Source organism: Pontivivens nitratireducens, assembly GCF_014235845.1.
GTDB classification, from domain to species: Bacteria; Pseudomonadota; Alphaproteobacteria; order Rhodobacterales; family Rhodobacteraceae; genus Pontivivens; species Pontivivens nitratireducens.
Genome location: NZ_JACJUQ010000007.1, coordinates 89,784 through 103,247 on the forward strand (window position 1 = coordinate 89,784; position 13,464 = coordinate 103,247).

The following is a 13,464-nucleotide window of genomic DNA, read 5'->3' on the forward strand; positions in this document are numbered from 1 at the left end:
AGAAAAAGGCGCTGCAAAAAAACTTGCCCGTGTCCCGACAGCAGAATATCATGACGTTGTCTCACCGGGAGAACGCGGCCCCGCCGCTGCCGAAGAAGCAACCGCCCCGGAAACTTTCAGGTCACAGGACCGGTGGGATAGCTAATACTCTGGAGAGTGGCATTCACGCCCGCCGACGGGATAACGATCTCAGGCAACAGGACAGAGGGGGCATCACGGACCGTGCGATCCTCGCGCGGCCAGATGCAACGGGGCTATCGCATGACCGATTTGAAGACGACACCGCTGGCACAACTTCACCGGACGCTGGGCGGAAAGATGGTGCCGTTCGCAGGCTGGGAGATGCCGGTGCAGTTCCCCATGGGCGTGATGCAGGAACATCTGCACACCCGCGCACATGCCGGCCTGTTCGATGTCAGCCACATGGCGCAGTTGCGGCTGGAGGGCGCGAACCGGGTCGAGGCGCTGGAACGCCTGATGCCCGTCAACGTGGCGGAGCTGAAGCCCGGTCGTCAGCGATATGGCCTGCTGACGGCAGCTGATGGCGGCATTCTGGACGATCTGATGTTCGCCAATATGGGCGACTGGATTTATGTGGTCGTCAACGCCGCGCGCGCCGATCACGACATTCCGCACATCCAGTCCGCAACCTCGGTTGAGGTGCTGGACCGGGCGCTAATCGCCTTGCAAGGACCGAAGGCGGAGGACGCGCTGGCCGCGCTCAATGACGCCGTGCGCGACATGCGGTTCATGGATGCCCGCGTCATGCCCCTGATCGACGGGGACTGCATCGTCACCCGCTCAGGCTATACCGGTGAGGACGGCTTCGAGATTTCCGTGCCCAAGGCTGAGGCCGTCGCCGTGGTCGAGGCCTTGCTGGAGCAGGAGGGCGTGGCCCCCATCGGGCTGGGCGCGCGCGACAGCCTGCGGTTGGAGGCCGGGCTATGCCTGTACGGCAACGATATCGACGAGACGACCACCCCGGTCGAGGGCGGCCTGATCTGGGCCATGCAGAAACGGCGGCGCGAACAGGGCGGCTTTCCCGGTGCCGACGTGATCCAGCGTCAGTTGGCCGAGGGCACAACCCGCCAGCGTGTCGGATTGCAGCCCGAGGGACGCGCGCCCGTCCGCGCCGGCACGACGCTGCACGCGGTCGAGAACGGGCCGGTCATCGGCACCGTCACCTCCGGCACGTTCGGCCCCTCCGTTGGCGGCCCCGTTGCGATGGGCTATGTCGAAACATCGCAGGCGCAGCCGGGCACCATGCTCTACGCTCATCTGCGCGGCAAATACGTGGCGATCCGCGTCGCGACGCTTCCCTTCGTCCAACAGACCTACAAGAGGTAACTTAAATGACAGTCAAATATACCGAAGAGCATGAATGGCTGAAGCAGGACGGCGATGAGGTCATCGTCGGCATCACCGAACACGCGCAGGCCCAGCTGGGCGATCTGGTCTTCGTCGAACTGCCCGAGCCGGGCATCAAGGTGGCCAAGGATGATGAGATCGTGGTGATCGAAAGCGTCAAGGCCGCGTCCGACATCATGGCCCCGCTCGACGGGGAGGTTACAGCCGTGAACGAAAAGATCGTCGAGACGCCCAGCCTGGTGAACGAGGATCCGCTGGAAGAAGGCTGGTTCTTCCGCATGACGCTGGACGATCCCAGCGAGTTCGACGACCTGATGGACGAACAGGCCTACAAGGCCTTCATCGGCTGATCCCATTCGGTCCCGGCCCTGTGCCGGGACCATTCCGCCCACAGACAGGATGATCCCCGTGAGCTATTCCCCCACCGATTACGCCCCCTATGATTTCGCCAATCGCCGCCATATCGGCCCCTCTCCGGCGGAAATGCAGGAGATGCTCGACGTGCTGGGTGCCGACAGCCTCGACGCGCTGATCGACCGGATCGTCCCCGCCGGTATTCGCCAGAAGGAGGCCCTCGATTTCGGCCCCGCCCTGTCGGAGCAGGAGGCCCTGCGCGCCCTCCGGCAGATGTCGAAGAAGAACAAGGTCATGACCTCGCTGATTGGTCAGGGCTATCACGGCACGGTCACGCCGCCGGTTATCGCGCGCAATATCTTCGAGAACCCGGCCTGGTACACCGCCTATACCCCCTATCAGCCCGAGATTTCGCAGGGCCGGTTGGAGGCATTGCTGAACTACCAGACCATGATCGCCGACCTGACCGGGCTGGAGATCGCCAACGCCTCTCTGCTGGATGAGGCGACCGCCGCGGCGGAGGCGATGGCGCTGGCGCAGCGGGCCGGTAAATCCAAGGCCACGGCGTTCTTCGTCGATCACCATTGCCATCCGCAGACCATCGACGTGATCCGCACCCGCGCCGCCCCGCTGGGCTGGGACGTGATCGTGGGCGATCCCTTCACGGATTTGCAACCGGATCAAGTGTTCGGCGCGATCTTCCAATATCCCGGAACGCATGGCCACGTGCACGACTTCACCGATGTGATCGAGGCGCTGCATTCCGCCAAGGCGCTGGCCGTGGTAGCCGCCGATCCTCTGGCCCTGTGCGTGCTCAAGGCACCGGGAGAGATGGGCGCGGACATTGCCATCGGCAACACGCAACGCTTCGGCGTGCCGCTGGGCGCGGGCGGGCCTCACGCGGCCTATATGGCCTGTCGTGACGCCTATAAACGCGCGATGCCCGGGCGGATCGTTGGTGTTTCCATTGATGCGCGGGGCAACCGGGCCTACCGCCTCAGCCTGCAAACGCGCGAGCAGCATATCCGGCGTGAGAAGGCGACCTCGAACGTCTGCACGGCGCAGGCTCTGCTCGCCGTCATGGCGTCGATGTATGCGGTGTTCCACGGGCCTGCGGGCCTGCGGGCCATCGCGCAGCGCGTACATCTGAAGGCGGTTCGCGTGGCAGATGCCCTGCAAGCGGCGGGCTATTCGGTCGAGCCGGAGGCTTTTTTCGACACCCTGACGGTCGAGGTCGGCGCCCCGCGTGAGGCGATCCTGCGCGCCGCCGTTGAGGCAGGCATCAACCTGCGCCGCGTCGGTGAGACCAAGATCGGCATCACCCTGGATGAGGCCGTCTGGCCCGAGGATATCGCCCGCCTGATCGCCGTCTTCGGCGGCAGCGACGGGGGTGAGGCGACGCAGTACCGCCTGCCTGACGCCCTGGTCCGCACATCCGAATACCTGACCCACCCGACCTTCCACCTCAACCGGGCCGAGGCGGAGATGACCCGCTACATGCGCCGCCTCGCCGACCGCGATCTGGCGCTGGACCGCGCAATGATCCCGCTGGGCTCATGCACCATGAAGCTGAACGCCACGGCGGAGATGATGCCGGTCAGCTGGCCGGAATTCTCCAACATCCACCCCTTCGCCCCCGCCGATCAGCGGCAGGGCTACAAGGAACTGATCGACGATCTCAGCGACAAGCTGTGCCGGATCACCGGCTATGACGCGATTTCGATGCAGCCCAATTCAGGCGCGCAGGGCGAATATGCCGGCCTGCTGACCATCCGCGCCTATCACGCCGCGAATGGCGATGATCGCGATGTCTGCCTGATCCCTGTCAACGCGCATGGCACGAACCCTGCTTCCGCGCAGATGGTCGGGATGAAGGTCGTCGTGGTGAAGTGCACCGATCTGGGCAATATCGACGTCGAGGATTTCCGCAGCAAGGCGCAGGCGGCGGGAGACAAGCTCGCCGCGTGCATGATCACCTATCCCTCCACCCACGGTGTGTTCGAGGATACGGTGCGCGAGGTTTGCGAGATCACGCATGAGCATGGCGGTCAGGTCTATCTGGACGGGGCCAACATGAACGCGATGGTCGGCCTCAGCCGTCCGGGAAAGATCGGAGCCGATGTCAGCCACCTGAACCTGCACAAGACGTTCTGCATCCCGCATGGCGGCGGTGGCCCCGGCATGGGCCCCATCGGCGTGCGGTCGCACCTTGCGCCATACCTGCCCGGCCACACGGATGAGGGGTCGGCGGGCGCGGTCAGTGCGGCGACCTACGGCTCCCCCTCGCTGCTGCCGATCTCATGGGCCTACTGTGCAATGATGGGCGGCGATGGCCTGACCCAAGCGACGAAGGTCGCCATCCTCAGCGCGAACTATATCGCGAAGCGGTTGGAAGGCGCGTTCGATGTGCTGTATCGCGGCGCTTCGGGTTACGTCGCGCATGAATGCATCATCGACACCCGCCCGTTGAAGGACGCCGCCGACGTGTCGGTGGACGACGTGGCCAAGCGCCTGATCGACAGCGGCTTTCACGCCCCCACGATGAGCTGGCCTGTCGCGGGCACCCTGATGATCGAACCGACGGAGAGTGAGCCGAAGGCCGAGCTGGACCGCTTCATCGCCGCGATGCTGAGCATCCGGGCGGAGGCGCAGGCCATCGAGGGCGGCACGCTGGACCGCGCGAACAACCCGCTGACCAACGCCCCCCACACGATGGAGGATCTGGTCGGCGACTGGGACCGTCCCTACACGCGTGAGGCCGCGTGTTTCCCCGCCGGTGCCTTCCGCGTGGACAAGTACTGGGCGCCGGTAAACCGCGTGGACAACGCCTGGGGCGACCGAAATCTGGTCTGCTCCTGCCCGCCGCTGGAAGACTATATGGAAGCGGCGGAATAACAGCGAATTCCGGGCGGTCGCGCGCCGCCCGGAACTTCCCTTCGGAATTCGGCGTTATGACCCCGGGCGAATGTTGAAATTGCTGGACCGCGCCATACATTAGAATCGTTCTAAGTTATACGCAGCGCAATCGGAGGATGTCATGGAAGATACCGCACACGAGCTTAAGAAGAACGAAAAGACAGCGATCATCGAGGGCTTGCATCAGGCGCTCGCCGATACATCCGTCGCAACGATGAAGTCGCAGTTTTTCCATTGGAACGTGAAGGGCATGTCTTTCGGCTCCCTTCATGCGATGTTTCAGGAGATCTACGAGGATCACTTCGCCGGTCAGGATGATCTGGCCGAACGCGTCCGCGCATTGGGTGAACCGGTCGAGGGCAGCTACAAGTCGTTCCTGGAGCGCACCCGGATCAAGGAGGCAACCCAAGTCATCTCCGCCAAGGATATGGTCGCGGATATGAAGGAAGCCGAGGAAACCATCGCGGCGACCCTGCGCAGCTTGGCCAACGAAGCCGCTGAACAGCGCGACCCGCTGACCGAGGATTTGGCCATTGCCCGCGCCCAGGTTCATGAGAAGTTCGCCTGGATGCTGCGCGCGCATCTGGAAGGCTGATACTTGGTGGCGCCGCTAATTAATCGGCGCCACCGTCGTACCGCACCCTACCGACGCTCGGACTGGACAAGCCCATCCGAGCGTCGAGGGCACTAGGTTCTGACCCTCAGTGATCCCCGTGGCCGTCGGCGTCACTGCCATGTCCACTTATATCCTCCCCGTCCGCCTGATCGGTCGGACGGCGCATTTCGGCCTCGAACACCACGGTGACATCGCCCGCCTGCTCAAAGTGCAGCGTGACGTCCTGCTCCGATCCCATTTCCAGGCCGTGCTCCAGTCCCATCAGCATCAAATGATAGCCACCCGGGGCGAGGGTTACGCTTTCCCCTGCGGGAATGACGATGCCGTCGGTCTGCTCCTGCATCCGGTTCACGCCGTCCACCTGAACGGTTTCATGGACCTGAACCATAGCGAAATCGGCACTGGCCGACAGCAAGCGGTCATCGACCGTGCCGTGGTTGTGAACAGTCAGAAAACCGCCGGAAGATCGCGCGACGGACGTCGTGGCCCGGACCCATGGGTCGCTGATCGTCAGTTCGCCTGCCGTGATATGCTCGGCGAATACAGGAAGGGCGGTCATGCCGAGGGTTACGGCAAGGGCAAGTGTCTTGAACATTGAAAGCTCCGTTTTGAGATTGTCTGAAAAGATTAAGACGTTCTCAAACCGGGGGCGCGCGGGGCGCTGCATCGTAATCCCGCAGGACATGCCCCGCGACAGAAGCGTCGGTGGCAACGACCTCCACCGGTTCCCACGCAAGGGCGACGGAAACAGACCCGACCGAGGGACACAGCATCGCCTGCGCGATCCGGCAGACATCGCATTTCTGCGTCACATGCGGGTCTGTCCCCCCTTCGGAGGAGGCGAGACACAGCACCGCGACACTGCCATCCGGGCCGAAAACCAGCGGTCCCTCGACCACATTCACCCGATGCCCGAACGATAGCAGCGACAGGGCAAGGATCACCGTCGCCGCCAGTGCGCAATTCAGCAATCGATTTTTCAGCCCCATCATCATGCCGCATCAAGTGACGCAAGCCGTGTGCGACATCAAGTGCACATATTGTCCCGGAACGACTCTCATGCCTATACGTTAAAGCGTACACTCCTTCTTCATCCAACCTATGGCGGCCCCGATGCACGAACAGACGAGGCACATGTCCGCCTTTCCCGAGATGCCCGCCCGCGATTCCCGCGCCGCACAGGTGCTGAGCTTCGCCGCGCGGCTGTCGGTGATCGGGCTGTTCATCATCGTTCTGATCACAGGTCTGAAAAGCGCGTATTTCGTGCTGGCGCCGATCTGTCTGGGCGTTACGGCGGCGCTGGTCTTGGGCCCGGTCGCCACGCGTCTGGAACGCGGTGGCATGCCCGCCCCGCTGTCCGCAGGACTAATGACCGTTCTGGTGCTGATTGGACTGGCCGCCTTTGTCAGCGGCATCGTGCTGCCGATCAATGACTGGATCGACCGTTCACCAGATATCTGGCAGCGGCTGGAAAGGCTAAGTTGGTCCCTGCAAGCCCGGTGGCGGGAAATCGAAAGCGCGGCGGTCGATATCTCGCAGGCGATGGGTGCGGATGCGCCGTCCGGGGGGCAAGCCATCGACCCTCTCAGTTCGATCCTGCCGGCCCTCAGACTGGCCCCGGCGCTGGTCGGGCAGTTCGTGATCTTCTTTGGAACAGTCTACTTCTTTATCGCGACACGTCATCAGATCCGCGATTTCGTGCTGTCGTTCTGCCTGTCCCGGCGTGCGCGGTGGCGGGTCGCGCGGATCTTTCGCGATATCGAGGCAGGATTCTCGCATTATTTCGGGACGATCGCGGCCATCAACGTCGTGTTCGGCTGCGCTGTCGGATTGCTGGCGTGGAGCTTCGGCATGCCGACACCCTATGTCTGGGGCGGATTGGCGGCGGGGCTGAACTTCGTGCCCTATATCGGACCCGCGCTGATGGCGGCGATCCTGTTCTCGATAGGGTTGGTGGTGTTCGACAATATCGAAACGGCGGTTTTCCTGACCGCAGGTTTCGTAATGCTCAACCTGCTGGAGGGTCAGTTCGTCACCCCCTCCGTCGTGGGGCGGACCCTGCTGCTCAACCCGTTTCTGGTATTTTGCACGCTGACATTCTGTCTGTGGTTATGGGGGGCGCCGGGGGCATTTCTGTCGGTGCCATTCCTGCTTAGCGGAAAGGTGGTGCTGTATCACTTGCGCCCCGGCCGTGCAGTCGGCCGGGGTCGCAGGTTAGCGCCGCATAGACCGGCCAAGCTCTGATCCCGCTGCGAAAGCTCCCATAATCTCCCCAAACAGAGTGGAGCTTGCAACCGGGGCCACCGGGGCACCGGGGGCCGCAGGGGGCACCGCCGTTGTCGTCGCAACCGGCGGCACGGCTTTGAGACGCCGTGGCCTGCCCACCAGCAGGATGATGATCCCCACCAGCGCCAGCACCGCAGCGCAGATCATATTCGCGAAGATCGCGCCCAACTCGGCGGCCAAAGCCAGCCAGACCGCAGATACGGCAAAGACGAGCGCGGCCAGCAGAAAGACGCCAGCCACGGCGGTCGCCACCAGACGCCGCCGTTTGATTTCGACCTTCGCGGCGAACCGTGTAATCATCGCCATCAGCATGGGATTACTTCCGGGATGTGAGGAAACCGACCACCAGTCCCACGCCCGCCGCGATTGCCAGCGCGGTCATCGGCTTTTCGCGGATTGAACGCTCCGCCTCGCTGCTCAACCGGTCGAATTCGTTGCCGGCCTGATCGACCGCCATCTTTCCACGCTCCTTGAGCAATTGGGCGCGCAGCTCGATCTCTTCCTTCGTCTCGTTGGCCTTTTGCTTGCCCAGAGCGGAGATCGTTTCCGTCAGACCGGCGATGTCGGCTTTCAGCGCCTCTACCTGCCGCGACAGGTCGCTGGTGCTGGGGGCGGAAGCCGTATCGTTGGTCGTTTTTGCGGGAGTCTGTGCCATGCAATCTTCTCCATTCAGGTCGTTATGCCGACGCAAGCTAAACGCGCGGGACAGCGCAAAAGTTCCCGCCGCTTCTCCCCGATGGCGCAAATTTGTAAAATCGAAGGAAATTGTGGTGGCGGGGGGGAGACTTGAACTCCCGACCTCGCGATTATGAGTCGCGCGCTCTAACCAGCTGAGCTACCCAGCCACAACGGAGGTTGACTTATCCGCCCCCGTGCAGGGCGTCAAGCGGATTGCCTCAGCTTTCCGCGCATTTGCAGGGACACCCGGTTGAGCGCCACGAAATCCGCCGACCCTTCCAGAACGGCTTCGCCCAGGGCGATCGCATCTTCCAGCACCGCGTTGGGGGCGTCGATGCCCGCCGGACGCCGCGTTTCGTTCGCCCAGGGGCGTTGCGCCGCCACATCCAGCAGAATCCGGGCAAGGTCATTTGCATCCGCAACCGGCCACGCCCGTTTCACGGCAAAGCGTGGCATCCGCCGTTCAACAAGGTCGCGCCAGCTTTGACGCAAATGATCCTCGCGCGGGTCGTCCAGCATACTCATTTCAAAATCTCCCTTGCGAGCGCCTGTCCGCTTTCAACGGCATGGCCGCCATTGGGGCCAAGGCACCAATCCCCCGCGGCCCCGATGGCCCGTTCGTCAGTCCAGAAACAGGCTTTGCCCGCTGGCGTTCGCACACGCCCGTACAACCACCTATGCAAGGCGCGATGCGTGATTTCAGCGCCCGTGGCAACCTGCCCAAACGCGGCCAGCAACTCCGCCTCGACCGAAGCGGGATCCGCATCGACATTCGCGCGCGACCAGCCCTGTGCGCCATGGACCACCCAGCGTTCGGGAACCGGTTCCCGCCCCGGGCGGGACGATTGATGGATCGCCGTGAAGATCTCCGTTTCCAGCAGATCGCTACGCATGTCGAGCGGACCGTCATAGGCGAGCATCAATGTCCAGATCGGTGACATCTGAACCCTGGAGATTTCCGCGAACACACCACCGGGCAGAAGTTCCAGCGCTTGTGGTGCGGGAATGCACAGCGCGACCTTGTCGGCCGAAACCGTACCGCGCGCGTTCTCCATCGCCAGGCTCCATTTGTCCGCGCGTCGCTGCAACGCCGTCAACCGCGTGCCATGATGCACGGTCACACCCGCCTCCATGGCGCGGGGAAGCGAGGACATGCGCGGATGCGCGACCACCCCACCGGGAACCGATGACAGACATTCCTGATAGGTGGCGATCATATCCGCAGGCAATCCGTGCAGAGCGGCTGCCCCGTGATCGAACGCACCGAAATCAGTGCGCCGTGTCGCCACGCGCCCGCCCGGACCACGGCCCTTGTCGAACACCTCTACATGAAGCCCCGCCGCAACGAGGGCACGCGCACAACTCAGACCGGCCAGCCCGGCCCCGATGACAGCGACATCCATGGTTACGTTCCCCGCCTAAACTCTATGCCAAAGATGGGATGTTTATGGCGCGGGAACAGGGGTGGGGCCGGCCCATCCGTTCTTTTCCGCTGATCCGATTTGGATCCTGCACGCAGAAAACGCCTCGGACCGGGAACGCAGCCGGATAAGGCAGGACTGCACGCTCATCCCCCGAAGGCCGCGTGGGCGGTCAGTTGAGGATCATAGCCGATGCCCGAACATTGAACGGCTCAATCAGCGCAGGACGGCAGCGGCGTCGCGCGTGCGCGGGCCAGCCCGGCGACACTCATCCGCGCGCGCGCACTTTCGTTCCAGACCTGCTCGGGGATCAGCGCCGAGATGGGGGAGCCGAGTTGCATCAAGCCCTGATGGCCGCCGATCGCGACGACAATCTGCGACAGGCAGGCCGCGCTGCACTCCGCGCCACAAACCGCGCGGGGCAACACCGCACGGGGATCGGTGGCCAGATCGTCCAGAACCGGATCACTGGACGCCCCCGGCATATGACCGGCCACCGCATCGCTCAGCGAAGGCACCAGCGCCAGCGAGGCCGCCACCAGATCGTAATGTTCCCGCTTCGCCTGCGCCCGTATCGCCTCGCGCGAGAGGCGCCCCTCACCCATATCGTAAAGTGTGGCCACGGTCTGCGGCGCGGTCGGAACCCGGTCCAGATCGCGCAGAAGTTCGGCCAGATCACCGGTGAGGCCGTCGAGCCACGAGGTTCCCGACAGACCACCAGGCGCGCGGAACAGCGCGATGCGCTCGGCCCGGTCCAGCGCGGCGACGGCGGGGCCATGCAGTTCCGCCATATGCTCGACCGTGCCCAGAAACAGGCGGGCCTCGTGATCGCCTTCGGCCGCAGCCTCTGCGATGATTTGCAAGGCGGGCAGGTCCTGCCCGTCCAACCAGTCCGCCAACGCCGTATCGAAGGACTGCGCCACCGCCGTCTGACCGCAGAAAACCAGAATGGCAGTGGTCAAGGCCCGGATCATCTCAGCCTCCACTTACCAGACTGCGCGCGAAGGCCCCCGCCTTTGCCAGCGCGGCGGGGTCGATGCCTGTTACAAAGCCACGCTGCGCCAGATGGTCAACGACGGCCTCCGTCGCGACGTTGCCCGATGCACCGGGCGCATAGGGGCACCCGCCCAGCCCGCCCACGGCGGCGTCGAACGTGCGCAAGCCCCGCTCCAGCGATACATCTATATTTTCCAGCGCTGTGCCCTTCGTATCGTGGAAATGGCCAGCGAGCTGCGCGGCGGGAACGACTGGCAGGACAGCGTCCAGCATCCGGTTCGTGCTGTCCGCGTTCGCATGGCCGATCGTGTCCCCCAGCGAGACCTCGTAGCAGCCCATCTCCATCAGAGCCTCGGCCATCCGCGCCACGTTTTCCGGCGGCACGGGGCCGTCGAACGGACAATCCGTCACGCACGACACATAGCCCCTGAGCAGGACACCTGCCTCCAACGCGACCTGCGCCACAGGTTTCAGGCGGTCCAGGCTCTGCGCCATGGTGGCGTTGATGTTCGCCTTGGAGAATCCCTCGGACGCCGAGACGAAGATCGCAACCTCGTCCGCCTCGGCAGCCAGGGCGCCCTCCAAACCGCGCAGGTTCGGGGTCAGCGCAGCGTAGCGCACCCCCTCCCGGCGCTTGATCCCGGCCATCACATCCGCCGCGTCCGCCATTTGCGGCACCCATTTGGGGCTGACGAAACTGGCCGCCTCGATCCGGGTCAGACCTGAGGCGGACAGCATGTCCGTCAGCGCGATCTTGTCCGCTGTCGGGATCATCCGCGATTCGTTTTGCAGGCCATCGCGGGGGCCGACCTCGAACAATGTAACGTGATCAGCCATGATGCCTCCGGCGTGGGTGGGTGAGAGAAGGTGACTGCATGTTCACTCCTCCATCGGTTCAAGGCTGAGCAGAACATCGCCATCCGCGACCTGGCCACCCGGCTTCGCGGCCAGTTGTGCGACGATGCCGTCGCGGGGGGCAGTCAGTGTGTGCTCCATCTTCATCGCCTCCATCACGATCAGCGCGTCGCCCTGAGTGACCGTCGCACCAGCCTCGGTGTTCACCACCTTGATGAGGCCCGGCATCGGGGCGATCAGAACATCACCGCCAGCCCCGGCCTCCGCCGCACGGCTGAGCGGGTCGATCCGGGTGAAGACATGCGGCACCGCGCGGTCGAACACGGTTACGATATCATTTTCGCACACCACGCGGTAGCTGCCGCCCTCGTAACGTATATCGGTGCCGGTTGTGACGAGGCCACGGATGGGCACGTTCTGCCCGCCCTGCCCTTCATTTAGAACATCGATCTCGACATCGAAATCGCCCCCTCCCAGCACCGTGACCCGCACGAGCCGGTCGTCCAGCGTGACGCTGTGTGTCAGCGGGGTCCACAACGTGAACCCGGTCTGACCGTCCGCCACACCCAGCGCCGCGATCGCGGCAATCGCCACCACGTCCGCCGGGGCGTCCGGGATGGCGGTCAGCGCCGCCTGATCCCGCTCGATCAGCCCGGTATCGACCTCACCCGCGGCGAAGCCCTCGTGCCGGGTCAGCGCCGCCAGAAACGGCAGGTTCGTGACCGAACCGGCAACCACCGTCTGTTCAAGGGCACGGCGCAACTGGCCCAGCGCGACTTCCCGCGTGGGACCGTGGGTGATCAGCTTTGCGATCATCGGATCGTAGAACGGCGTGATCTCATCCCCGGCCCGCACACCGCTATCCGCGCGCACCCCGTCCGGGAACTGCAATGCACCAAGGCGTCCCGTCGCCGGCAGGAAGCCCTTGGAGGCGTCCTCCGCATATAGCCGCGCCTCGAAGGCATGACCGCTGATCGAAATGTCGTCCTGCCCGGCGGGCAGCGGCTCCCCCGAGGCGACCCGAAGCTGCCATTCCACCAGATCGATGCCCGTGATCTCCTCCGTCACGGGATGTTCGACCTGAAGGCGGGTGTTCATCTCCATGAACCAGAACCCGTCGGGGCGCAGCCCGTCAGAGCCATCGACGATGAACTCGATGGTGCCCGCGCCGGAATAGCCGATCGCCTCCGCCGCCTTGACTGCGGCGGCACCCATTGCGCTGCGCATCTCATCCGTCATGCCGGGGGCCGGGGCCTCCTCGATCACCTTTTGATGGCGACGTTGCAGCGAGCAGTCACGCTCGAACAGATGTACGGCCTGGGTTCCGTCGCCAAAGACCTGCATCTCGATATGCCGGGGGGTGGTGATCCATTTTTCGATCAGGACCGCCGCATCGCCAAAGGAAGCTTGCCCCTCCCGCTGCGCACCTTCCAGACCGGCCTTGAAACCGGCGGGGGTGTCGATCTTTCGCATCCCCTTGCCGCCGCCGCCGGCGCGCGCCTTGATAAGGACGGGATAGCCAATCTTGTCCGCCTCTGCGGCCAGGAAATCGGCGTCCTGCTCTGCCCCGTGATAACCCGGCACAACGGGAACGCCCGCTTCCTCCATCAGCTTCTTGGCCGCGTCCTTGAGGCCCATCGCGCGGATCGCATCAGCGCTCGGCCCGATAAAGGTCAGGCCCGCCGCCTGCACCGCATCCACGAAATCGGGATTCTCGGACAGGAAGCCATAACCGGGATGGATCGCCTGCGCCCCGGTGTCGCGCGCGGCCTGAATGATCCGGTCACCCTTGAGGTAGCTTTCCCCGACGGGTGAGGCGCCGATATGCACCGCCTCATCCGCCATCTGCACATGTTTGGCCCGCGCGTCCGCGTCCGAATAGACGGCGACGGTGGCGACACCCATTTTACGGGCCGTTTCGATGACCCGGCAGGCGATTTCGCCCCGGTTGGCAATCAGGATTTTGCTGAACAT

14 protein-coding genes, 1 tRNA gene and 1 riboswitch are annotated in these 13,464 nt (G+C 64.1%); of the genes, 5 read left to right on the plus strand and 10 right to left on the minus strand.

The features are described from left to right. The first annotated feature begins 55 nt into the window (after positions 1 to 55). Positions 56 to 142, plus strand: a riboswitch (glycine riboswitch). A gap of 119 nt (positions 143 to 261) precedes the next feature. The 4 genes from gcvT to H1S03_RS09895 all read left to right on the plus strand — a co-directional run bounded on the left by gcvT (position 262) and on the right by H1S03_RS09895 (position 5,233). Continuing rightward, positions 262 to 1,347, plus strand: coding sequence for a glycine cleavage system aminomethyltransferase GcvT (gene gcvT, locus H1S03_RS09880; protein WP_185804293.1), 1,086 nt, complete (start codon positions 262 to 264; stop codon positions 1,345 to 1,347). 5 nt (positions 1,348 to 1,352) lie between these two features. Beyond that, positions 1,353 to 1,718 carry a glycine cleavage system protein GcvH gene (gene gcvH / locus H1S03_RS09885; RefSeq protein WP_166187659.1) on the plus strand — a complete coding sequence of 122 codons (366 nt, stop codon included), beginning with the start codon at positions 1,353 to 1,355 and terminating at the stop codon, positions 1,716 to 1,718. A gap of 58 nt (positions 1,719 to 1,776) precedes the next feature. Further along, positions 1,777 to 4,617, plus strand: a complete 2,841-nt coding sequence (gene gcvP, locus H1S03_RS09890; protein ID WP_347339225.1) for an aminomethyl-transferring glycine dehydrogenase — start codon at positions 1,777 to 1,779, stop codon at positions 4,615 to 4,617. A gap of 142 nt (positions 4,618 to 4,759) precedes the next feature. Continuing rightward, entirely contained in the window at positions 4,760 to 5,233 is a 474-nt protein-coding gene (locus tag H1S03_RS09895; RefSeq protein WP_185804295.1) for a Dps family protein, read from the plus strand. Positions 5,234 to 5,339: 106 nt separating this feature from the next. Here H1S03_RS09895 and H1S03_RS09900 read toward each other — a convergent pair whose 3' ends face one another. Both H1S03_RS09900 and H1S03_RS09905 read right to left on the minus strand, forming a co-directional pair. Beyond that, the gene (locus H1S03_RS09900) at positions 5,340 to 5,849 is read right to left on the minus strand and encodes a copper chaperone PCu(A)C (protein WP_185804296.1); all 510 of its coding nucleotides are present in this window, start codon (positions 5,847 to 5,849) and stop codon (positions 5,340 to 5,342) included. Between the two features lie 43 nt (positions 5,850 to 5,892). Further along, the gene (locus tag H1S03_RS09905) at positions 5,893 to 6,243 is read right to left on the minus strand and encodes a hypothetical protein (RefSeq protein WP_185804297.1); all 351 of its coding nucleotides are present in this window, start codon (positions 6,241 to 6,243) and stop codon (positions 5,893 to 5,895) included. Between the two features lie 145 nt (positions 6,244 to 6,388). Here H1S03_RS09905 and H1S03_RS09910 point away from each other — a divergent pair, with 145 nt between their 5' ends. Beyond that, positions 6,389 to 7,498 (plus strand): AI-2E family transporter, encoded by a 1,110-nt coding sequence (locus H1S03_RS09910; protein ID WP_185804298.1) that lies wholly within the window; start codon positions 6,389 to 6,391, stop codon positions 7,496 to 7,498. Here the strand turns inward: H1S03_RS09910 and H1S03_RS09915 are convergent. The 8 genes from H1S03_RS09915 to H1S03_RS09950 form a co-directional block, all read right to left on the minus strand. Further along, the gene (locus H1S03_RS09915) at positions 7,469 to 7,846 is read right to left on the minus strand and encodes an FXYD domain-containing ion transport regulator (protein WP_185804299.1); all 378 of its coding nucleotides are present in this window, start codon (positions 7,844 to 7,846) and stop codon (positions 7,469 to 7,471) included. The genes H1S03_RS09910 and H1S03_RS09915 overlap by 30 nt on opposite strands. 10 nt (positions 7,847 to 7,856) lie before the next feature. Further along, positions 7,857 to 8,195, minus strand: coding sequence for an ElaB/YgaM/YqjD family protein (locus H1S03_RS09920; RefSeq protein ID WP_185804300.1), 339 nt, complete (start codon positions 8,193 to 8,195; stop codon positions 7,857 to 7,859). A gap of 113 nt (positions 8,196 to 8,308) precedes the next feature. Beyond that, a tRNA-Met gene (locus H1S03_RS09925) sits at positions 8,309 to 8,385 on the minus strand. A 37-nt stretch (positions 8,386 to 8,422) separates the two neighbouring features. After that, a complete protein-coding gene (locus H1S03_RS09930; protein ID WP_185804301.1) occupies positions 8,423 to 8,743 on the minus strand; it encodes a GCN5-related N-acetyltransferase in 321 nt (106 codons plus the stop codon). Beyond that, positions 8,740 to 9,621 (minus strand): NAD(P)/FAD-dependent oxidoreductase, encoded by an 882-nt coding sequence (locus H1S03_RS09935; RefSeq protein ID WP_185804302.1) that lies wholly within the window; start codon positions 9,619 to 9,621, stop codon positions 8,740 to 8,742. The genes H1S03_RS09930 and H1S03_RS09935 overlap by 4 nt, the downstream gene beginning before the upstream one ends. A 230-nt stretch (positions 9,622 to 9,851) precedes the next feature. Further along, on the minus strand, positions 9,852 to 10,613 hold the full coding sequence (locus H1S03_RS09940) for a hypothetical protein (protein WP_185804303.1): 762 nt from the start codon (positions 10,611 to 10,613) through the stop codon (positions 9,852 to 9,854). 1 nt (position 10,614) lies between these two features. Then, positions 10,615 to 11,472 carry a hydroxymethylglutaryl-CoA lyase gene (locus H1S03_RS09945; RefSeq protein WP_185804304.1) on the minus strand — a complete coding sequence of 286 codons (858 nt, stop codon included), beginning with the start codon at positions 11,470 to 11,472 and terminating at the stop codon, positions 10,615 to 10,617. 42 nt (positions 11,473 to 11,514) lie between these two features. Beyond that, positions 11,515 to 13,464: an acetyl/propionyl/methylcrotonyl-CoA carboxylase subunit alpha gene (locus H1S03_RS09950; protein ID WP_185804305.1), complete on the minus strand. Its 1,950-nt coding sequence runs from the start codon at positions 13,462 to 13,464 to the stop codon at positions 11,515 to 11,517.